This is a genomic window from Acinetobacter baumannii (assembly GCF_009759685.1).
GTDB classification, from domain to species: Bacteria; Pseudomonadota; Gammaproteobacteria; order Pseudomonadales; family Moraxellaceae; genus Acinetobacter; species Acinetobacter baumannii.
In genome coordinates this window covers 854760-876018 of record NZ_CP046654.1, presented here as the reverse complement: position 1 = coordinate 876018, position 21259 = coordinate 854760, and the positions used below count along the sequence as shown (strand labels likewise).

Sequence of the window (21259 nt, the reverse complement as noted above, 5' to 3'; positions counted from 1 at the left end):
TCTTATGAACGAAAAGAAACAATCCCGTTTGCGTCGTGCGAAAAGCACACGCTTGCACATCCGTGCATTGGGTGCGACTCGTTTGTGTGTAAACCGCACTCCGCGTCACATCTATGCTCAAGTTATTTCAGCAGATGGTGGCAAAGTTTTAGCGCAAGCTTCAACTTTAGATGCATCTTTACGTAGTGGTACTACTGGTAATATTGAAGCTGCGACGAAAGTTGGTGCTTTAATCGCAGAACGTGCTAAAGCAGCTGGCGTTACTAAAGTTGCATTTGACCGTTCTGGTTTTAAATATCATGGTCGTATCAAAGCCTTGGCTGATGCTGCTCGTGAAGGCGGCTTGGAGTTCTAATCATGGCAAAAGTTGAACAAAACGAAGGTCTCGTTGAAAAGCTGGTTGCCGTTGATCGTGTAGCCAAGGTTGTTAAGGGTGGTCGTATCTTCTCTTTCACAGCATTAACTGTTGTGGGCGATGGTAATGGTCGCGTAGGTTTTGGTCGTGGTAAAGCTCGTGAAGTTCCAGCTGCTATTTCTAAAGCACTTGAAGCTGCACGTCGTAACATGATCACTGTAGACCTTGCTGGTACTACTTTACAACACCCTGTGAATGCTCGTCATGGTGCAAGCCGTGTATACATGCAACCTGCTTCAGAAGGTACTGGCGTAATCGCTGGTGGTGCAATGCGTGCCGTTCTTGAAGCTGCAGGTGTACATAACGTACTTGCTAAATGTTATGGTTCTACTAACGCTGCTAACGTAGTAAACGCAACTTTTAAAGGTTTGCGTGATATGACTTCTCCTGAGAAAGTCGCTGCGAAACGTGGTAAATCAGTAGAAGAAATTCAAGGGTAATCAATCATGAAAACGATTAAAGTTACCCAGACTAAATCTTCTTCACATCGCTTGAAAAATCACAAGCTTTGCTTACAAGGTTTAGGTCTGCGTCGTATTGGTCATACTGTAGAAGTGCAAGATACGCCTTCTAACCGTGGTATGATCAACAAAGTCTACTATATGGTTAGTGTAGAGGAATAAGCCATGACTCTGCGTTTAAATGAGCTTGCACCTGCAGAAGGTGCAAAACGTGAACACCGTCGTTTAGGCCGTGGTATCGGTTCTGGCGTTGGTAAGACTGGTGGTCGTGGTATCAAAGGTCAAAAATCACGTAAAAGTGGTGGCGTTCGTCCAGGTTTCGAAGGCGGTCAAACAGCGATTTATCGTCGTTTACCTAAATTCGGTTTCACTAGCCAAATCGCTTTAAAAACTGCTGAAGTACGTTTGTCTGAGTTAAGTAAAGTGGAAGGCGACATCGTTAGCCTTGAAACTTTAAAAGCTGCGAATGTTGTTCGTCGCGATCAAATTCGCGCTCGTATCGTGCTTTCTGGTGAAATCACTCGTGCATTCACTGTTCAAGGTGTTGCATTGACTAAAGGCGCTAAAGCTGCAATTGAAGCAGCTGGCGGCAAAGTCGAGGAGTAATCTCGAGTGTCTATGTCTCCTAGTTCTTCAGGTCATGTCAACATGATGAAAGGTCAGCCATTTCACGTGAAATATCGTGAAATTATTCGCCGGATGAGTTTTCTAATCGGTGCATTGCTGGTCTTTCGACTAGGAGCGCATATTCCAGTACCAGGCATTAATAATGCTGCGTTAGAAAATTTATTTCATGCAAACCAAGGAACTATTCTTGGGCTATTCAATATGTTTTCTGGCGGTGCTTTAGAGCGAATGTCGATTCTTGCTTTGGGAATCATGCCTTATATTTCTGCATCAATTATTGTGCAGTTAATGTCTACAGTGATTCCTTCTCTCGAAGCCTTGAAAAAGGAAGGGGAGCAAGGTAAACGTAAAATTAATCAATATACGCGTCAGGGTACATTATTACTTGCAGTGGTTCAGGCAGTAGGTATGTGTGCAGGTCTTATTGGACAGGGTATTACTCTATCTAGTGGTCTTGCTTTTTATATACCTGCAGTTACATCACTTGTCGCAGGAACTATGTTCTTAATGTGGCTAGGTGAACAGATCACTGAAAGAGGTATCGGTAATGGTATCTCAATGATTATTTTTGCAGGTATTGTTGCTGGTTTGCCTAAATTAATTATGCAATCAGTATCATCTGTCGATAATGGTCAAACAAGTTTAATTGGTCTTGTTATCTTTGGTCTTTTGTCTCTTGGTGTATTGGCGGCGATTGTGTTTATTGAAAAAGCACAGCGTCGTATTCCAGTAAACTATGCACAGAAGCAGCAAGGGCGTCGTATATTTACAGCTCAGCAAACACATCTACCGTTGAAAATTAATATGGCTGGTGTGATTCCTGCGATTTTTGCGAGTTCTTTACTCTTGTTCCCAGCTAGTTTGGGACAATGGGTAGGAAGTGCAGATCCGAATGCTGGTTTAATTAAACGTAGTTTACAAGATTTAGCTTTAGTATTGTCGCCTGGACAGCCTTTGTATTTGGTGCTCTTTGGTGCGTTAATTATCTTTTTCTGTTACTTTTATACGGCTTTAGTATTTAGCCCTAAGGAAGTATCAGAAAATCTAAAACGCAGCGGAGCTTATGTGCCTGGTATTCGCCCAGGTGAGCAAACTGCTCGTTACTTAGATCATATTCTTAATCGTTTGACGTTTATTGGTGCGATTTATATTACAGTCATTTGTTTGATGCCAATGATTCTACAAAGTTCTTTTGGTATTCCATTCTATTTGGGTGGTACCTCATTACTCATTGTAGTCGTTGTTGTTATGGACTTTATGGCTCAGCTACAAGCGCATTTAACTTCTCATCAATATGACAATCAAACATTAATGAGAAAAACGACTGCTCATCCTAAGGGATAAGCGCACTTAGAGGTTTCATCATGAAAGTACAAGCTTCTGTAAAGAAAATTTGTGGTAGCTGTAAAGTTATCCGTCGTAATGGGGTTATTCGCGTGATTTGTAGCGCAGAACCTCGTCATAAGCAGCGTCAAGGTTAATCTAATCAAGACCTGTTGATTTCAGTAGGCGAATTGGGTTAATATCCGCCCCTCAAGATTTTTGTGGGGCGGTTGATTATCTCTACTGCCTTTTTGGAGAAAAGTGAATGGCTCGTATTGCCGGTGTAAACATTCCGGATAACAAGCATGCTGTTATCTCCCTCACTTACATCTTTGGTATCGGTCGCCACACTGCTAAGAACATCTTAGCTGCAGTTGGTATTACTGAGACTACTAAGATCCGTGAGTTGGACGATGCACAGCTTGATGCGATTCGTGCAGAAGTTGCTAAGGTTCCTACCGAAGGTGACTTACGTCGCGAAATTTCCATGAACATTAAACGTTTAATGGATTTAGGTTGCTATCGTGGCCTTCGTCATCGTCGCAGCTTGCCTGTCCGTGGTCAACGCACCAAAACTAACGCACGTACCCGTAAAGGTCCGCGCAAACCGATTAAAAAGTAAGATTTCTGGAAGCTAAAAGATGGCTAAAGATACTCGCACACGCAAGAAGGTCACTCGTACCGTCTCTGAAGGTGTTGCACACATTCACGCGTCTTTTAATAACACCATTGTTACGATTACCGATCGTCAAGGTAATGCATTGGCTTGGGCCACCTCAGGTGGACAAGGCTTCCGTGGTTCACGTAAATCAACTCCGTTTGCTGCTCAGGTAGCTGCTGAAGTTGCTGGTAAAGCGGCTTTGGATTACGGTTTGAAAAACCTTGACGTCCTTGTAAAAGGTCCTGGTCCAGGTCGTGAGTCTGCGGTTCGTGCATTAGGCGCAGTGGGTTATAAGATTAACAGCATTACCGATGTGACTCCAATTCCTCACAACGGTTGCCGTCCACCTAAAAAACGTCGCGTGTAAGGAGAAACATTCATGGCTCGTTATATTGGTCCAAAATGCAAACTCTCTCGCCGCGAAGGGACAGACCTGCAACTTAAATCTGGCGTTAAACCATTTGACGTCAAAACTAAAAAAGCTAACAAAGCACCTGGTCAGCATGGTCAGGCTCGCGGTGGTAAGCAATCTGAGTATTCACTACAATTACGTGAAAAACAAAAAGTCCGTCGTATTTACGGTGTGTTAGAGCGTCAATTTAGTAACTACTATAAAGAAGCAGCTCGTGTTAAAGGCGCAACTGGTGAGAACTTGTTGAAATTGCTTGAAAGCCGTCTTGATAACGTTGTTTATCGCATGGGTTTTGGTTCTACACGTGCAGAAGCTCGTCAGTTAGTAAGTCACCGTAGCATTACTTTGAATGGTCGTCGTGTAAACATCGCATCTATTCAAGTTAAAGCTGGTGATGTAATTGCGGTTCACGAAGGTGCTAAACAACAATTGCGTATTAAAAACGCGATTGAATTGGCTGCTCAACGTGGTATTCCAGCTTGGATCGAAGTTGATCACTCTAAGCTTGAAGGTACGTTTAAAGCTGCACCAGATCGTTCTGATTTACCTGCTGAAATCAACGAAAGCTTGATTGTAGAATTGTATTCTAAATAATCCTTGAGGTAGCAATAATGACGCGTACTGCAAACGAGTTTCTAACTCCGCAAGCGATCAAGGTCGAAGCGGTAAGCGGGACCTCGGCAAAAGTGATTCTGGAACCTTTAGAGCGTGGTTTTGGCCATACTCTAGGTAATGCTTTACGTCGCATTCTATTGTCTTCTTTGCCAGGCGCTGCTGTGGTTGAAGTAGAGATAGAAGGTGTCGAGCACGAGTACAGTACTTTAGAAGGCTTGCAGCAGGACATCGTCGAGCTCTTGCTGAACCTAAAAGGATTGTCTATTAAGCTGTTCGATCAAAATGAAGCTTATTTAACATTAGAAAAACAAGGTCCTGGTGACATTACTGCTGCCGACCTTCGTTTACCTCATAATGTTGAAGTGGTTAACCCAGAACATTTAATTGGTACTTTGAGTGCTACAGGCTCATTAAAAATGCGCTTGAAAGTTTCTCAAGGTCGTGGTTATGAAACATCTGACTCTCGTTTCCCTGAAGGCGAAACACGTCCTGTAGGTCGTTTACAGTTAGATGCTTCTTATAGCCCAATTAAGCGTGTTTCTTACACCGTAGAAAATGCGCGTGTAGAACAACGTACCGATTTAGATAAACTGGTAATCGATCTTGAGACCAACGGTACGGTTGATCCTGAAGAAGCAATCCGCAAAGCGGCAACAATCTTGCAACAACAAATTGCAATATTTGTTGATCTTCAGAAAGACCAAACTCCTGTTGCTCAAGAACCTCGTGAAGAAGTTGACCCAATCTTGCTTCGCCCAGTAGATGATCTAGAGCTTACTGTTCGTTCTGCTAACTGTTTGAAAGCAGAAAATATTTACTACATTGGTGATCTTGTTCAACGTACTGAAGTTGAGTTGTTAAAAACTCCTAACCTTGGTAAAAAATCGTTAACAGAGATCAAAGATGTTTTGGCATCGAAAGGTTTACAACTCGGTATGCGTCTTGAGAACTGGCCACCAGCTAGTCTTCGTATGGACGACCGTTTTGCCTATCGTAGCCGTTAATTAAGTAGGACTATCACCATGCGTCATCGTAATAGTGGTGTGAAATTAGGCCGTACAAGCAGCCATCGTAAAGCGATGTTCCAAAACTTGGCTAATTCTTTATTTGAACATGAGTTGATCAAAACAACTTTGCCTAAAGCTAAAGAATTACGTCGTGTTGCTGAGCCTTTAATCACTCTAGCAAAAAACGATACTGTAGCAAATCGTCGTTTAGCATTTGCTCGTACTCGTAATGCTGCAACTGTTGGTAAATTATTTACCGTACTCGGCCCTCGTTACAAAGAACGTAACGGCGGTTATCTACGTGTTCTTAAAGCGGGCTTCCGTGCTGGTGATGCAGCACCGATGGCTTACGTTGAGCTTGTAGATCGTGAAGTGAACACTTCAGCTGAATAATTGATATTATTCAAAAAAGACCGGCTTTATGCCGGTCTTTTTTATTTTCCAAAAAACATAAAATTAAAAATTTGTCCCCAAGTGACATAAAAAAACGGATAAACGGTCAAACTTGACATTGTGTATTGTCAAAATTGTGATTTAATAAAGTTATATTCTCAACAATGGGTATAAAAATAAAATGGAAAAGCAAGTTGATGTATTAATCATTGGTGCAGGCATATCAGGAATAGGAGTTGCTGCCCATTTATCTAAAAACTCTCCACAACGTCAGTTTGAAATTTTGGAGCGTCGTGAATCGTTTGGTGGAACTTGGGATCTTTTCCGCTATCCTGGTATCCGTTCTGATTCAGATATGTCTACTTTTGGTTTTAACTTTAAACCATGGCGCAAAGCCAATGTTCTCGCTGATGGTGCCTCTATTAAAGGATATCTAGGGGAAGTGATTGATGAGTTTAAGTTAAAAGAAAAAATTCATTTTGGCCATCGTGTCCTTTCTGCGAATTATGATTCTGCCTCGAAAAAGTGGCATGTTATTGTCGAGGACAATAAGAAAAAACAGCAGACTTGGGTTGCTAACTTCGTTGTAGGTTGTACTGGTTATTATAATTATGACCAAGGCTACGCGCCGGCTTTCCCAAATCAAGAAGCTTTCAAAGGTCAACTCATTCATCCACAACATTGGCCTGAAAACTTGGATTATAAGGGTAAAAAAGTAGTAATTATTGGTAGCGGAGCTACAGCAATTACACTGGTGCCTGCAATGTCAAAAGGTGGAGCAGGTCATGTAACGATGTTACAACGTTCACCAACTTATATTGCTTCTGTTCCGTCTATTGATTTCATCTATGAAAAAACTCGTAGATTTATGTCTGAAGAAGCAGCCTATAAATTTACGCGTGCTCGTAATATTGGTATGCAACGAGCAATTTATGCATTGTCTCAAAAGCATCCTAAAACAGTTCGTCGTTTACTCTTAAAAGCAATTGAAATGCAACTTAAGGGTAAAGTTGATATGAAACATTTTACACCTTCATATAACCCTTGGGATCAGCGTCTTTGCGTAGTTCCTGATGGTGATTTATTCAAAATTCTTCGTGAGGGTAAGGCGAGTGTTGAAACTGATCAAATTGAAAAATTTACTGAGACTGGTATTCAATTAAAATCAGGCAAGCATCTTGATGCCGATATTATCGTATCTGCAACAGGTTTGCAGGTTCAAATCATGGGCGGTGTGCAGGCAACTATTGATGGAGAGCCAGTTAAATCATCTGAACACATGCTTTATAACGGCGTGATGCTCAGCGATGTACCAAACATGGCGATGATTATTGGCTATGTAAATGCTTCATGGACATTAAAAGTTGATATTGCAGCAGATTATATCTGCCGTTTATTAAATTACATGGATAAGAATAATTATGATGAAGTCATTCCATCTGGTGATAAGAGCGTGATGGAAGAAGACACAGTCATGGGTAGCTTATCATCTGGTTATATTAGTCGTGCTGCTGACGTGATTCCTAAACAAGGTAAACAAGCTCCATGGCAGGTAACCAATAATTATCTTGAAGACCGAAAATCATTAAAAAATGCAAAATTTGATGATGGTGTTCTACGTTTTCATAAGCATTCAGAAGTTTCTACACGTAAACCAAAATTAGTGTCTTGATATTCGAAAATAAAAAAGGAGGCTATAAGCCTCCTTTTTATAATGAAGATTAAAGAGTTCTAGAGATTAATTCTTTCATAATTTCATTGGTGCCTGCATAAATACGGTTTGCTCGGTGATCGATATAAGCGCGTGCAATTGGATATTCCATCATATAGCCATAACCACCATGTAATTGAAGACATTCATCTACAACTTTTGAAAACATATCTGAAATTTTATATTTTGCAGCCGCTGCAGCTTCAACACTCAATTTTTCATCGAGTTGTAATTCCATACAACGATCTAAATAGGTACGGCAGAAATCTATCTCTGTTCTAAGTTCGGCAAGTTTAAAACGAGTATTTTGGAATGCTCCAATTGGTTTGCCAAATGCTTTACGATCTTTTGTATATTGAACAGTATGTGCAAATGCCGCTTCTGCCCCAGCTTGGCAGATAATAGCAACTAGCATACGCTCCCACGCTAATTCTTTCATGAGCATGATAAAGCCCATGCCTTCCATACCTAAAAGATTTACTTTAGGAACACGAACGTTATCAAAGAAGAGTTCACAGGTATCTTGGCCTTTCATACCAATTTTGTTAAGTGGTTTGCCCTTAGTAAAACCAGCACGGTTAGCTTCGACAATAATGAGTGATAAATTGGCAGATCCTTTATCGCTATTCCCCGTTTTACAAACGACAATTGCCATATCGCATAAATAGCCATTGGTAATAAATATTTTTGAACCATTAATGACATATTCATCGCCATCAAGAACGGCTGTTGTACGAACCGCTTGCAAGTCTGAACCTGTTCCCGGCTCGGTCATGGCAATTGCGGTAACCGTCTCACCAGTAGCCATTTTAGGGAGCCATTTCTGTTTTTGCTCTTCATTACCGAAGTTATTGATATAGTTGGCTACAATGTCGGAATGCAGTGAGAAACCTGTACTTGAGTCCATTGCATAGGCTTGTTCTTCAATAAGAATCATGCTGTATAGGCGATCGACACCTGAACCACCATATTGTTCTGGCATGGTGGTACAGAGTAAACCTAATGCACCAGCTTTATTCCAAAGATCTCGGTCAACATGTTGTTGTTTTTCATATTTTTCAATATTAGGTACAACTTCTTTCTCATAGAATTTACGTACCGTTTCCCGAAAAGCTTCATGTTCTTCATTAAATAAATGGCGAGGTAACATATTTGGAATGGGACGAATAGCACCAGATTGCATTGTATTTCTTCCTTGGTTTGGGCTTGATGTTATGAGCTAAACATAAGGGAAGCGACTAGACCTAACAATGTGATGAATGCTCATTTATGGCGGTGAAGTGATAAGTTTGGTCAATTTGATATTTTTAGCGAACTTTCTCATGTGATCAGGTAAACTAAGCGCACTATCAACGCAGATGGGGAAATAAATGTCTGAAGAAATGACCTTGGAAGAACGTAAAGTAATCTATCGCGCACGTCGTGGTTTAAAGGAAATTGATGTCTATTTTGACCCTTATGTGAAAAATTATTATTTAAAGGCAGACCCGGCAGAAAAAGCATTGTTTGCTGAGTTGGTAGAACAGGAAGACCCTGATTTACTAGATTGGTTTATGGAAGTATCAGAACCACCACGTACCGAATTACGTGACTTTATCTATAAATTAAAACACTATGTTCATGGTTAATTTATTTTGATCAACCATTTGAATTTTAAGCTGAAATATAGTCGTTTTTCGATTATATTTCAGTTTTTTATTGGCTTAAGCTTAGCAGTTCTATTTTATCAATTAATGCCGTTACTATGGTGGTTAGTTGTAATCAGCTTACTATTTATCAGCTTTATTTTCTTTTTAAAGCGTCCGCAGCTTGCACAAATTGCTTATTTAGATAAAAAACTATGGTCGCTTGCTTATCACTCACAGAACACCATTTCTCGCGTCAAAATTTTAAAAATAATTGATTATCAGATTTTCATAGTGATCTATTTTGAAGGTCATAAAACACTAACTTCTATCATTTGGTTTGATCAAATGTCATTAGCAGAGTGGAAAAAGCTTAAAACTTTAGAAAAACTCTATTAATTGTTAGACAATTCTACATTTGTATATTTATTTAAAATTATTATTAATCAATATTTTATACTTTATTTCTTTTTGGGAAATTGAAATTGTCTAGTTAAAATACAGAAAAAACAGCAAGAAAGTTAATTGTCGGACAATTTCTCAATATGGTTACTATTCTATCGGTTAAAGTACAAACACCAACGTAAAGTGTGTCGGAGGTCTCAAATGGAGATGCCAACATGGTCGTTCTTGGTCATTGCCATAATTATGGCGGTGGTGATAGGAAGAGCAGGAACTTTACTCAGGGAACATCTTAACCGAGTTAATCTTAGCAAAGTTAAGAGACAGAGGATGCAAAGGTCATCGATCAGTCAATAGTCTAATTGGTTAATCGATTAATTTCATCAAGTGTCCAGTTTTTAACTGGGTGCGAATGTAGTAAGGAGGTCTCTCATGGAGATTTCAATGTGGATGTTTCTGTTGATTGCAGTAATTATGGCTGTAGTAGTAGGAAGAGCAGGAACTTTACTTAAGGATTATCTAGAACAACAATAATATAAGCCGTTAAAAGCTTATCCCAGTTAATAAGTAGCATGTGCTGAACCGTCGCAATGCTACTTTTTTTTGCCTAAAATTTTTGTTTCCCTGAAAAACTGTCAATTTTATCTGCTGTGAAGTGTGTCAAAGTATAAGCGCTACAATTAGAGTAATTACTCTTTTATTCAAGATATGCATCTGCTAATGTACATCTGAAAAGGAAAAAACAAATTACATCGAGGACAGGAAGATGTCTAAAGTCCAAAAAATATGCCAAGGTTTGGCGGTAAGTTTTCTTGCAGCTTCAGTTTTATCAGGTTGTTCATACGTCGTGAAGAGTGGAGCAAATGTTGCTTTAGGTTTTGAAAAGCACGTCGTTCCACCTATTTTGGCAATGCAAGATGCTGAAATGGTCTGTAATACTGGTAGTGCCTTAACTCCTGCAATCATGTCGACTAAAGGTATGGGTGCAGATCCTACTCGTGTTGCTGTCTTAATGTATGCTGCTTCAGGTGTATGCGCGGAAAACCAAGCATTAGAACAGGAATTACGTTATTTGCGTGCTTCAAAAGCAGGGCAGGTAACAGAAGCTCAAGATGCACGTATTGCACAGAAGCGTTGGGCTGCAATTGCTGCTGAGCGACAATACGCAGGCTATAAGCTCTTTGCTGATCGTTGGGAATCTAAATATAAATATCATTTAGGTGATTCTTGTCCAACAATGCGTAGTGATATTGACCAAACTGTATATTTACTTGGGATGATTAGTGGTCTTCAAGCTGTGACCAACGATATTAACTCTGGCGGTTCTGTCAATGTTCCGAAAGATATTGCTGCTATTGTAGAGCGCGGTATGGTCTGCCTTGATAACCAAAAATTCTGGGGCGCACCAAATGCAACGCGCGCAGTGATCTGGACTTTATTACCAGGCGCTAATGAAGGGAAGCCTGATCCATATGAGACTTTAAAACAGTCCGTGCAAATTGGTGAACAAAAAGGTGTGCGTTTATCTCATGCATTATATGCCGTAGCTGCTCAAGCGAGTGGTGACGATGCCAAAATCCGTGATGCATTAAAAACTTATGCTGCATCTCAAGCAGATGACAAACCAGTCAATCCGAACTTTAAATTAATCGATAGTATGGCTGGTTTAATTGTGCGCGGTATTTCTGACCGTTACTGGACTGAGCATACTGGTGTTCGTACCGGTGATGACGGTATGTCTCATTTCTGGGATGAGAAAAACGAAGGCTCAGCTGAATTGGATGAGTTGTTTGATGGTGGAGCTGCATCGGAAGCCCCAGCTGACACGAAAACTGCACCAGCACAGTAAAATAGATCTGAAGGAACTCACTCTTTACGGTTACTAACTCTAGTAATCGTAAGGAGTCTGGTTTAAAAGGAGTGTGCTATGAAAGATCATGTACTCAATAAAAAAGTGCTTTTGGTCGCAGGGTGCATTTCTGTTTCTGCATGTTTACAGGTGTTTCCGGATTATTTTATCTATTGGCGTGAAAGCTTACTCGGCGAGTTCTGGCGTTTATGGACAGCACACTGGGTACATGTCGGATGGATTCACTTTCTTTTAAATATGATGGCATTTGCGTGTTTGCCTTTCATATTTCCACATACCAAAGTGTGGCACATTTTAAGTCTTCTTTTTCTTTTACCACCTTTTATTAGCTTGGTGTTCTATTTTTATTTGCCCAATATCGATGCATATGCCGGCCTTTCTGGGGTACTCCATGGGTTATATACCGCAGTTGCTTTGGTTTACTTGCAATACCGTAAAGAAAGGAATTTTGCATTTCTGGTCTTAGGTTTAATTGTTGCAAAGTTGATTTGGGAAAATACATTTGGGCAAACAGGAACAGCCCAGCTCATTGGTAGTCCAGTTTTAACTGAAGCTCATCTATATGGGGCGATTGGTGGTGCAATCTTTGGAGGATGCTATTGGCTCATACAAAGATTCAAATAGAAAGATTGACAATACAAACTGTTAAAAAAGTGATTTTAGTCATTCTTTATTGATAAAGTTTGATGCAAATTTGATCGTTGAATAAAGGGATTGGTAGAAGGGGGATGGACGATACCCCTGACCAAGGAAATTGCATGACTCAAAGCCTTTGTTATGAGGGATTTGAGAGAACAAAATTGGAATATTTATGCAAGAATATCAAGAAAAAAGATCTGGATTAGGTCTGCTGGGTTATATCTGGAATGAATGGATCTCAACATTCATTATCCTCATTTTACTATTGATGACGCTCATAATTGGTACCGGGGAAATGATCCACGGTCAATTATTACGTATCGGGGAACGTCTTTATGGTGACCCTGCTACAGGCATGCAATATTCATTCTTGCGTGCTGAGCCTGAAAAGCCGACTTGTGATCGACATCCGAATATTGATGCTCAAGTAAAAGAGCAGATGAAAGCAAATGCATCTGATGATTTTGCGAGCTTCTTTGGTGCTGCATCGGAAAGTGATGTCCGTGCATCCTTACTAGCAGCACAGCAGCAATGTGAAGAAAAATATCAGGCTTACGACAAAACTATTAAATATATCGAAGCAAACCCGGGCGTACGTACTTATCGTGCGATCGAAACAGGTTTCTTTGGTATTTTTAAATTCGGTACAGAAAACCGTGCCATTTTACTGGTCTTTATGGTACTGATTTCAGCGATTACTGCATCATTGAAATATCACCATATTGGCTTGCGTAATCCAGCAACAAAAATAGATTACAAAGTGTATTCTCTATTTATGTTGATTGGTAATGCGCTACTAAGCTTCTCGGTCATTAGCCAGTATCGTTCAGTCATTAATTCCGGGGTAACACCTACTTATGAAACAGTAACGATTTACTGGATATGGATGATTCTGTTTGTTGTTCTGACCTTAATTAGTCTGTATCAACTATTTGTTTCACCTCCACCAAAACGTGAAGGCGGTAATATAGGTTTAGCCTTACTTTCTGTACCTTTATATGCCTATATGGCACTAATTACAGGTATTGTATTCACGTTCTTTATGGATTATCCAATGGGGCAAGGGATTTACCTTGGTTTATTGGTTGAGTTCTCGGGTATCTTCTTAAATCTTGCCTTATTTATTTGGGCGGGTATGTTACTCACGCAAACCCGTGTTATGGACTTGTTCTTAAATGTACTTCGTCCATGGAACTTGGCGCCAGAAACCTTAACTTGGTTAATTCTGATTGCTGCTGCTGTACCGACTGCTTATACCGGTGCTTCGGGGATTTTCGTTATCGCGGCTGGTGCGATTATTTATAAGGAAGTTTGGAACGCAGGCGCTCGCCGTCAATATGCATTAGCTGTATCTGCAATGTCTGGCTCCCTAGGGGTGGTTGTACGTCCATGTCTCTTGGTCGTTCTAATTGCGATGTTGGATAGTCGTCATGTTACATCTGATGAATTATTCGGACATGGTATTTATGTCTTCTGGCTAACAGCATTTATTTTCTTGGGTGTATCCCTTTTATTGGCAGAAGAAAAGTTCCGTGTGAACTCGCCAAAAGTGGCACTACCAGGTATGGCACGAGCTTTCGTACCGGTTATTCCATATATCTTAATTACTGTAGTTGTCCTTGCATTTTATAAATATGCATTAGATACAGGAATGAATGAATTTACTGCACCAGTGATTCTGCCACTCGTGCTTATTGCGATGATTCTGTACGATAAAATGGTTATGCCTAAAGAGGCACCAGCTTTAAATATTCATGAGGCGATTGTTCGTGAGCATGAAAAGAAATCACCGTTCTTACAGACTCATGATCCGCATAGTTCACAATTCCGTCTTGGTTTTGGTGGTGCATTACGTTTTGCGACATCAGAAACAGTGGGACATATCGGTGCCTTAATTATTTTGATGGCATTGTCTGCAAGTGTAGGCGGCTTAATTGAACGCTCTGAAGTGGTCGAATTATTACCAACTCATTTAGGCAGTATCTATATATCACTGGCATGTATTGCACTGTTACTTGCAATTATTGGTATGTGTACAGATCCATTTGGTGCCGTAATTTTAGTGGCAGCAACTATTGCTCCTGTAGCTTACGAAAATGGTATTCATCCAATTCACTTCTGGATGATTGTATTGGTCGCATTCGAATTTGGTTATGTAACGCCGCCAGTTGCCTTGAACCATCTATTAACGCGGTTATCCGTTGGTGATGATGAGGTGAATGCTGCCGATGCAGAAGCCAAAGAGAAGTACACAAGTTTCTACTACCGATATGAACGCTGGTTATTACCAATTATTGTCTTGTTCTCATCATTGGTATTGGTAACTTATGCACCACTAATACTGAAATTATTTGGTTGGTATAAGTAATTTAAATATATAAGCCGAGCAAAAACACTCTCTTTAAGAGGGTGTTTTTTTATGTGGTAGTTATTTTGAACATATAAATTTTTAGTAAATAAAAAGCTAGCTCAGAGTGAATTAGCTTTTTGCATCATATCTAGAGTTAAACAAATACTATTGTTGTTTAACTTGGGCCTCAAGAAGCTTCACTTGCTCTTCTTTTAGCTTAATAAGTTGATCTGCATCAGTATGTTGAGCTTTTAGTGTCGCTTCCTGATCTTGCAATTGACGATGAATGTCATTGAGTTTAGACACTTCTTCTTTAGCTAAAGATTCTTGAGCAGGGATTGGTTGCTTGAGCACATCTTCATTCACAAGTTGCTGTGAGTTAGCGGTTTGTGTTTGAACCACAGGTTCCGAGCTTTCAGAAGGTTTTGTAGTTTTTTCAGGAGCTGGTACCGAGGCTGGTTGTGGATCAACCATTGGCGCTGACGACGCAGTTTTTTTGAAAAACCATTGTGCTGCGAAAAAAAGCACGACGAGAATGCTTAAGCCCCCAATTAAAATCCACAATAGTTTTGAGTTTTGTTTTCTTTGTAGTGGCATGTCTAAGACCTTTAGTCAGAACGACGAGGCTTGAACTGTATTACCCCAATTTCATCAGGTATAGCGGGCGTTTCAGGCTCATCAATATGAGTCGGACGATTTTCGCTATAACCGCATTCGATACATTCAATCCATTCGTCTTCAGCGGTGGTTAGCATGACAATCCGATCTATGGCTTCACATTTTGGACATTTAGCCCCAGCAATGAAACGTTTCTTCATCTTTATCACCCTAACCACACGATCAATTTAGGCCCATAGTTTAAGCGGTTTTGTTATCGTTCGTCCAACCTTGATGACGTAACAATGCATCAATTTTTGGCTCACGACCGCGGAAATTCACAAATGCTTCAAGAGCAGTATCTTTCCCACCCACCGCTAAAATTGCCTGACGGAATTCTTTACCCGTTTGAGTATTGAAAATACCTTCATTTTCAAAACGGTCAAAGGCATCACTTGCTAAAACTTCTGCCCATTTGTAAGAGTAGTAACCTGCTGCGTAGCCGCCTGCAAAAATATGACTAAAGCTATGCTGGAAACGGTTGTAGTCGACGGTTGGAACTACTGCATATTGTTTGCGAATATCATTTAAGGTCTGCTGAATTTGCTCACTATTCAACGCAGGAGTTTTGGTGTGAATAGTTAAGTCAAATAAGGCAAATTCAAGCTGACGTAAAGTTTGCATACCAGACTGGAAGAAACGTGCACTTAATAAAGCATCAAGTAACTCCTGAGGTAAAGTCTGCTTGCTCTCAATATGCTCACTTAAAACATCAAGACTTTCTTTATCCCATGACCAGAATTCCATAAACTGACTTGGTAGCTCGACTGCATCCCAAGCAACGCCGTGAGTACCTGCAACTGAGATATTATCTACTTCAGTAAGCATATGGTGTAAGCCATGACCAAACTCGTGGAATAAGGTAATGACTTCATCATGGGTGAGTAAGGCTGGCTGGTTGCCTACAGGTGGAGTGAAGTTACACACCATATAGCAAATTGGTTTTTGTAAACCATGAACAGTTTGCATACGTGAGCGGAAACCACTCATCCATGCTCCACCACGTTTCCCTATGCGCGCATATAAATCAAAGAAGAAGCCGCCAACAACTTCACCTTGGTCTTCTAACTCAAAATAACGTGCATCTGGATGCCAAACCGGAGCTTCACGTTCAACGATGTTAATACCATATAGACGCTGTACGATCTGGAATAATCCCTGAATCACTTTTGGTGCAGGGAAGTAAGGTTTTAAAGCTTCTTGTGATAAGTTGAATTGTTGTTGTTTAAGCTTTTCAGAATAGTAAGTGGTATCCCAAGGTTTAAGCTCATCAATACCATCTTGTTTGGCAATAGCTTGGAGTTCGGCAACTTCCTGAAGTGCAGGGGTACGTGCATGCTCAGCTAGGTCGACCAAAAAGTCATGAACTGTTTTGACATCAGGAGCCATTTTGCTGGCAAGAGAATATTCAGCATAGTTATTAAAACCGAGTAGTTTTGCCATTTCTTGGCGAAGACTCAGGATTTCTTCCATAATTTTGCTGTTGTCAAATTCTGTTTGCTCAGACTGATCTGATGCACGTGTGACATAAGCTTTATAAAGCTCTTCTCGCAAGGCACGATCATCAGCATAGGTCATGATGGCAAAATAAGCTGGGAAATCTAAAGTTGCGACCGCTTGATCAAGCTCACGCTGTTTGCCGTACTGTTTTAATAACTCAACATTACTTTCCGGAAGACCTTTTAATTGGTCTTCTGTCAGTGGTTTAAAATAAGCCTGTGTCGCATCAAGTACATGGTTTGAGAAGTCAGAAGAAAGCTGTGAAAGACGTGCAGAAATTTCAGCGTAACGTTTTTTTTCTTCACCCTCTAAAGCAACACCAGAAAGTTTAAAATCACGTAAAGCGAGACGGATGGCACTTTGTTGCGCAGGGCTTAGCTTTGAATAGCTCTGACCATCATGAATGAGTTGATAGGTCTGATATAACGCCGTGTGTTGGCCAAGCTGAGTGTAATATTCACTTAAAGTGGGTAATAGTGATTGATAGACTTCTCTGGTTTCAGCATTGTTCATTACAGCATTTAAATGAGACAACACTCCCCATGATTCACTAAGGTTATTTTCAAGTGCATCAATTTGTTCAAGTACGGCAAGTTGCTGGTCTGTCTCGGATGGTGCAGCCGTAAGGGTGTTTAAAAACTCTTGTCCTGCTTGAATCGCTTGTTGAATATCTTGTTTTAAATTATCTAATGTAATTTGATCAAAGCGGGGAGTAGGTAGAGTCGCTTGCTGTAAAGTCATTGCTAATAGCCACATTATTTTTTAAACATAGTATTAGATGTAGGTATTGTTAGGCAGGAAATCAAGCTTAATTTAAAAAATAAACGTTTTAAAAACATTAAGCCCCCATTTTGGGAGCTTAATCATAATTAATGCAAATACCTATGAATTAGTCAGCCTTAGACTTGGCGTTTGACTTTTTCTTTTTAGGTTTCGCTTTTTTCTTTACTTTTTCTGGTTTGGCCTCTGCTTTTGTAGAGGTTTTCTTACCAGACTTTTTACTATATGAGCTTGGTTTGCCTTTTTCCTTCTTTTTACGGACAGGTTTTTCACCATCAGTTGATACAGACGGTTTACCAAAAACTTCTTCTGTTGCTTGTGTGCTAGTTTTGGTTGTGCGTGGAGCACGACTACGAACTACACGTCCAGCATGAGTAACTTGTTTAATGAGTTGGAAATCGATTTTACGCTCTTCTAGATTTACACCAGCAACTTGAATTTTAACTTCGTCGCCTAAACCGAAGACTTGACCACGATTTTGTCCAATGAGGTTTTGACTAGCTTGATCGTAAATAAAGAAATCATCGCCAAGTTGGCTAATGTGAATCATGCCATCAACATAAAGATCTTTAAGAGTAACAAATAGGCCAAATTCAGTTACCGCACTCACAATACCAATGAACTCATCACCTAAATGTTGTTGCATATAGTGGCATTTCAACCAAGTCGTTACGCTGCGGGATGCTTCATCGGCACGGCGTTCTGTTTGAGAGAAATGTTCACCTGCATCATCTAAAGCTGCACCGGAAAGTGGGTAAGGCTTTTGTTTTAGATGAGCTTTAATTGCACGATGTAACAATAAGTCCGGGTAGCGGCGAATTGGTGAAGTGAAATGTGTATAAGCTTCATAAGCTAAACCATAGTGACCTGCATTTTTGGCACCATAGTAAGCTTGCATCATTGAGCGTAATAACACGGCGTGAATGCTTGGTGCATCAATACGGTCTTTAGTTGCCTCAATAACTTTTTGATAGTCTGCCTGAGTTGGTTGGTCAGGGAAAGGTAAACCCAATAGTTTTACAAAATCTTTTACTTTTTGAATACGTGAGAATTCAGGTGCCTCATGTACACGATACAACATCGGAATATCATGTTCTAAGGCATATTCTGCTGCTGCTACATTGGCAAGCAACATACACTCTTCAATAAGCTTATGAGCATCATTACGTGTACGAGGTAAAATTTCTTTAATTCCACCTAACTCGTCAAAGGTCATATAAGTTTCAATGGTTTCAAACTCCATTGCATGACGATCAACACGTAAGTTTTTCAAAATCTGGTAAAGCTGGAAAAGTGTATTTAGCGATTTATGAATATTACGATCTTTTGGAATTGCATCAGTTGCACCTTCAAAATATTGTCCTACTTGCGTATAGGTCAAACGTGCTTTTGAATGCATGACTGCCGGATAAAATTCATAACCTGTAACACGACCCGTACGAGAAAGTTTTAGGTCACAGACCATGCATAAACGATCTACGTGTGGGTTAAGTGAACACAATCCATTTGATAATGCTTCTGGTAGCATTGGTAAAACAAAATGTGGGAAATAAACCGAAGTGCCGCGCTCTTCAGCTTCTTCATTTAATGCCGAATCTAACCGTACATAATGGCTCACATCGGCAATTGCAACGACAACTCGGTAACCACCACCAGGACGTTTTTCCGCATAGACTGCATCATCGAAATCTCGCGCATCTTCACCATCGATTGTGACAAGTGCCAAGTCTCTTAAATCAACTCGACCTTCGCGATCTTGTTCAGCAGGTTCTTTGAAACTTTCAGCTTCTTTTATAACTTCATCTGGAAATTCGTAAGGTAAACCAAACTCTAAAATGGTTTGCGGAATAATAATTTCAGTATCGGCTTTATCTGCCATAGACTGAATAATATGTGCCGTTGCAAATTCTTCCCGGGTTGGGTAAGTGTCTATAGCAACACGAAGCATATCGCCGACATTTGCTTTAGCATGTTCAACCAATTCTTTTTCTAGTGGGATAGGTTGATGCTGATTTGGATTATTAGGCTGAATAAAATATTCGCCCTCATGTACCGACAATTTACCAATTAACTGTTTTACTCGATGCTGTATAACTTCGGTAATGAAACCCCATGGTTTACCTTTGCGATCTACCGATGTCTGCCGAACACGGACCCGATCACCATTAAAGACTAAACGTAACTCACGCTCAGGTAATAACAAATCATCTTGACCATCAATATGTGCTGTACCCAAACCTTTACTATTAATATAGACAGTTGCTTCATAGGTAGGTTGGTCTGCCACCAACTGAAACTTAAAACCATCCTTCATAAGTTGGCCATCACGAACCATAGCACTTAAGCGATGACTTAAGGCTTCAATACTTTTCTGATCTTGAATATGAAAATGGTCAACAAGTTCTGCATGAGATTGCGGTGTTTGCAATTGTTCCAACGTATCTAAAATAAGAGTACGGCTTGGAATAGGATTGTCATAACGTTCAGCTTCGGCTTTTGCTTCGGGGTCAACCCAGTTTTTTGTCATGTCGTTTGGTTTCATGCTTGGCAGATAGGTTTAGCATAAGACATGCAGACCAGAACTGCACGTTCAGGTTTGCAATAATGTGTTATGCATTACTGTGTTGAAATAAAAAAATAATATCTATCTTAACAAGCGTTTGATTGAAAAAGGCGAAAAGAATACGAAAATTGTTTAAAAAATATTTAATTGAACGAAAAAACAAGAAAATTTCAGTATCATGACTTGAACAATGTAGTTTTAGTTTGTATTATGGCGGCTCGTTCCGGTGAGGTGGATGAGTGGCTGAAATCACTTCCCTGCTAAGGAAGCATACCTATTACTGGTATCGAGGGTTCGAATCCCTCTCTCACCGCCATTTACTTAATGCGCTCATAGCTCAGCTGGATAGAGCACTTGGCTGCGAACTAAGGGGTCGGGAGTTCGAATCTCTCTGAGCGCACCAAGTAAAATCGAACGAATCGCTGAAAAGCACACAAGTTACGCGCTCATAGCTCAGCTGGATAGAGCACTTGGCTACGAACTAAGGGGTCGGGAGTTCGAATCTCTCTGAGCGCACCAACTTGAAGAATTAACCGCTTTTATAGCGGTTTTTTTGTATCTGCTGTTTATTAATTTTTAAAAATCTAAATTTTATAACTTTTTAATTATATTAGAGATAACGATAAATGAATCTGGCTTTATTCGATTTTGATGGCACGATTACCCATAATGATACCTTCAGTTTATTCCTTAAATTTTCTTTGAGTAAAAAAACTCAAATATTAGGTGGCATCCGTCTTGCACCTTATATAGCGGGTTATAAGCTTGGGTGGGTAACGGATAAAACGATCCGTACTAAGCTCTGCCAAGTGGGATATATCGGCTATGATGCAGCTTCTTTGATATGCAAAGGACAAGAGTTTGTTAAAAAAGTAATTCCTTCCTGTATTCGTGAAAATGCTTTAGAACGCATTCTCTGGCATAAACAACAGGGAGATCAGGTCGTTGTTGTATCTGCTTCATTAAGTGTTTACTTGGAAAGTTGGTGTAAATCTTTAGATCTGGATGTTATTTGTAATCAACTTGAAATAGATAATGGTATTTTGACAGGTTATTTTATTGATGGTGATTGTGGTTATTTAGAAAAAGTAAATAGAATAAAAAATAAATATGACTTAACTCAATATACTATAATCTATGCTTATGGTGATACACCTAATGATTATGCGATGTTGGAGTTAGCTCATAGAAAATATTATAAATGGCAAGAGATTAATTAATATTTAAAAATATATTAAAAAAGAAAGC

At 39.9% G+C, this 21259-nt stretch carries 23 protein-coding genes and 3 tRNA genes; 21 read left to right on the top strand and 5 right to left on the bottom strand.

The features are described from left to right. The first annotated feature begins 4 nt into the window (after positions 1–4). From rplR to GO593_RS04065, 12 genes are all read left to right on the top strand, one after another. Positions 5–355 (top strand): 50S ribosomal protein L18, encoded by a 351-nt coding sequence (rplR, locus tag GO593_RS04120; RefSeq protein WP_001003194.1) that lies wholly within the window; start codon positions 5–7, stop codon positions 353–355. Between the two features lie 2 nt (positions 356–357). After that, positions 358–855, top strand: a complete 498-nt coding sequence (gene rpsE, locus GO593_RS04115; RefSeq protein ID WP_001141025.1) for a 30S ribosomal protein S5 — start codon at positions 358–360, stop codon at positions 853–855. Positions 856–861: 6 nt separating this feature from the next. After that, entirely contained in the window at positions 862–1038 is a 177-nt protein-coding gene (gene rpmD / locus GO593_RS04110) for a 50S ribosomal protein L30 (protein ID WP_000849088.1), read from the top strand. A gap of 3 nt (positions 1039–1041) precedes the next feature. Continuing rightward, on the top strand, positions 1042–1482 hold the full coding sequence (gene rplO / locus GO593_RS04105) for a 50S ribosomal protein L15 (protein WP_000175340.1): 441 nt from the start codon (positions 1042–1044) through the stop codon (positions 1480–1482). Positions 1483–1527: 45 nt separating this feature from the next. Continuing rightward, positions 1528–2847 carry a preprotein translocase subunit SecY gene (gene secY, locus GO593_RS04100; protein WP_002000592.1) on the top strand — a complete coding sequence of 440 codons (1320 nt, stop codon included), beginning with the start codon at positions 1528–1530 and terminating at the stop codon, positions 2845–2847. 20 nt (positions 2848–2867) lie between these two features. Further along, positions 2868–2984: a 50S ribosomal protein L36 gene (rpmJ, locus tag GO593_RS04095; protein ID WP_000867907.1), complete on the top strand. Its 117-nt coding sequence runs from the start codon at positions 2868–2870 to the stop codon at positions 2982–2984. A gap of 107 nt (positions 2985–3091) precedes the next feature. Further along, positions 3092–3448 carry a 30S ribosomal protein S13 gene (gene rpsM / locus GO593_RS04090; RefSeq protein WP_000090815.1) on the top strand — a complete coding sequence of 119 codons (357 nt, stop codon included), beginning with the start codon at positions 3092–3094 and terminating at the stop codon, positions 3446–3448. Positions 3449–3467: 19 nt separating this feature from the next. Beyond that, positions 3468–3854, top strand: a complete 387-nt coding sequence (gene rpsK / locus GO593_RS04085; protein ID WP_001040166.1) for a 30S ribosomal protein S11 — start codon at positions 3468–3470, stop codon at positions 3852–3854. A 12-nt stretch (positions 3855–3866) separates the two neighbouring features. Then, entirely contained in the window at positions 3867–4493 is a 627-nt protein-coding gene (gene rpsD / locus GO593_RS04080; RefSeq protein WP_000135204.1) for a 30S ribosomal protein S4, read from the top strand. A gap of 17 nt (positions 4494–4510) precedes the next feature. Beyond that, positions 4511–5518 (top strand): DNA-directed RNA polymerase subunit alpha, encoded by a 1008-nt coding sequence (locus GO593_RS04075; protein WP_000198631.1) that lies wholly within the window; start codon positions 4511–4513, stop codon positions 5516–5518. Positions 5519–5536: 18 nt separating this feature from the next. Further along, positions 5537–5914 (top strand): 50S ribosomal protein L17, encoded by a 378-nt coding sequence (gene rplQ / locus GO593_RS04070; RefSeq protein WP_001216380.1) that lies wholly within the window; start codon positions 5537–5539, stop codon positions 5912–5914. Between the two features lie 181 nt (positions 5915–6095). Then, entirely contained in the window at positions 6096–7586 is a 1491-nt protein-coding gene (locus GO593_RS04065) for a flavin-containing monooxygenase (protein ID WP_000415127.1), read from the top strand. Positions 7587–7635: 49 nt separating this feature from the next. Here the strand turns inward: GO593_RS04065 and GO593_RS04060 are convergent, their stop codons facing one another. Beyond that, entirely contained in the window at positions 7636–8808 is a 1173-nt protein-coding gene (locus GO593_RS04060; RefSeq protein WP_001190553.1) for an acyl-CoA dehydrogenase family protein, read from the bottom strand. A 187-nt stretch (positions 8809–8995) separates the two neighbouring features. Here GO593_RS04060 and GO593_RS04055 point away from each other — a divergent pair, with 187 nt between their 5' ends. The 5 genes from GO593_RS04055 to GO593_RS04035 all read left to right on the top strand — a co-directional run bounded on the left by GO593_RS04055 (position 8996) and on the right by GO593_RS04035 (position 14529). Next, the gene (locus GO593_RS04055; RefSeq protein WP_001288210.1) at positions 8996–9253 is read left to right on the top strand and encodes an FAD assembly factor SdhE; all 258 of its coding nucleotides are present in this window, start codon (positions 8996–8998) and stop codon (positions 9251–9253) included. A 6-nt stretch (positions 9254–9259) separates the two neighbouring features. Further along, a complete protein-coding gene (locus GO593_RS04050) occupies positions 9260–9649 on the top strand; it encodes a membrane protein (RefSeq protein ID WP_000607073.1) in 390 nt (129 codons plus the stop codon). A gap of 769 nt (positions 9650–10418) precedes the next feature. Then, positions 10419–11501 (top strand): hypothetical protein, encoded by a 1083-nt coding sequence (locus tag GO593_RS04045; protein ID WP_000049103.1) that lies wholly within the window; start codon positions 10419–10421, stop codon positions 11499–11501. Positions 11502–11579: 78 nt separating this feature from the next. Continuing rightward, complete coding sequence (rrtA, locus tag GO593_RS04040; protein ID WP_000651536.1) at positions 11580–12146, top strand: rhombosortase; 567 nt, start codon at positions 11580–11582, stop codon at positions 12144–12146. A 187-nt stretch (positions 12147–12333) separates the two neighbouring features. Next, a complete protein-coding gene (locus tag GO593_RS04035) occupies positions 12334–14529 on the top strand; it encodes a TRAP transporter large permease subunit (RefSeq protein WP_001158905.1) in 2196 nt (731 codons plus the stop codon). A 147-nt stretch (positions 14530–14676) separates the two neighbouring features. Here the strand turns inward: GO593_RS04035 and GO593_RS04030 are convergent, their stop codons facing one another. The 4 genes from GO593_RS04030 to rnr form a co-directional block, all read right to left on the bottom strand. Beyond that, positions 14677–15108: a hypothetical protein gene (locus GO593_RS04030; protein WP_001130979.1), complete on the bottom strand. Its 432-nt coding sequence runs from the start codon at positions 15106–15108 to the stop codon at positions 14677–14679. Between the two features lie 11 nt (positions 15109–15119). Continuing rightward, positions 15120–15329 (bottom strand): YheV family putative zinc ribbon protein, encoded by a 210-nt coding sequence (locus GO593_RS04025; RefSeq protein WP_000745518.1) that lies wholly within the window; start codon positions 15327–15329, stop codon positions 15120–15122. Positions 15330–15369: 40 nt separating this feature from the next. Further along, a complete protein-coding gene (locus GO593_RS04020) occupies positions 15370–17424 on the bottom strand; it encodes a M3 family metallopeptidase (protein ID WP_000266473.1) in 2055 nt (684 codons plus the stop codon). A gap of 133 nt (positions 17425–17557) precedes the next feature. After that, positions 17558–19975: a ribonuclease R gene (gene rnr / locus GO593_RS04015; RefSeq protein ID WP_000165356.1), complete on the bottom strand. Its 2418-nt coding sequence runs from the start codon at positions 19973–19975 to the stop codon at positions 17558–17560. A gap of 261 nt (positions 19976–20236) precedes the next feature. Here rnr and GO593_RS04010 point away from each other — a divergent pair. From GO593_RS04010 to GO593_RS03995, 4 genes are all read left to right on the top strand, one after another. Beyond that, positions 20237–20327: transfer RNA gene (locus GO593_RS04010), tRNA-Ser, on the top strand. A gap of 10 nt (positions 20328–20337) precedes the next feature. Continuing rightward, a tRNA-Arg gene (locus tag GO593_RS04005) sits at positions 20338–20414 on the top strand. A gap of 39 nt (positions 20415–20453) precedes the next feature. Beyond that, positions 20454–20530 (top strand) — tRNA-Arg (locus tag GO593_RS04000). A 107-nt stretch (positions 20531–20637) separates the two neighbouring features. Beyond that, on the top strand, positions 20638–21231 hold the full coding sequence (locus GO593_RS03995; protein WP_001046670.1) for an HAD-IB family hydrolase: 594 nt from the start codon (positions 20638–20640) through the stop codon (positions 21229–21231). Positions 21232–21259 lie beyond the last annotated feature (28 nt).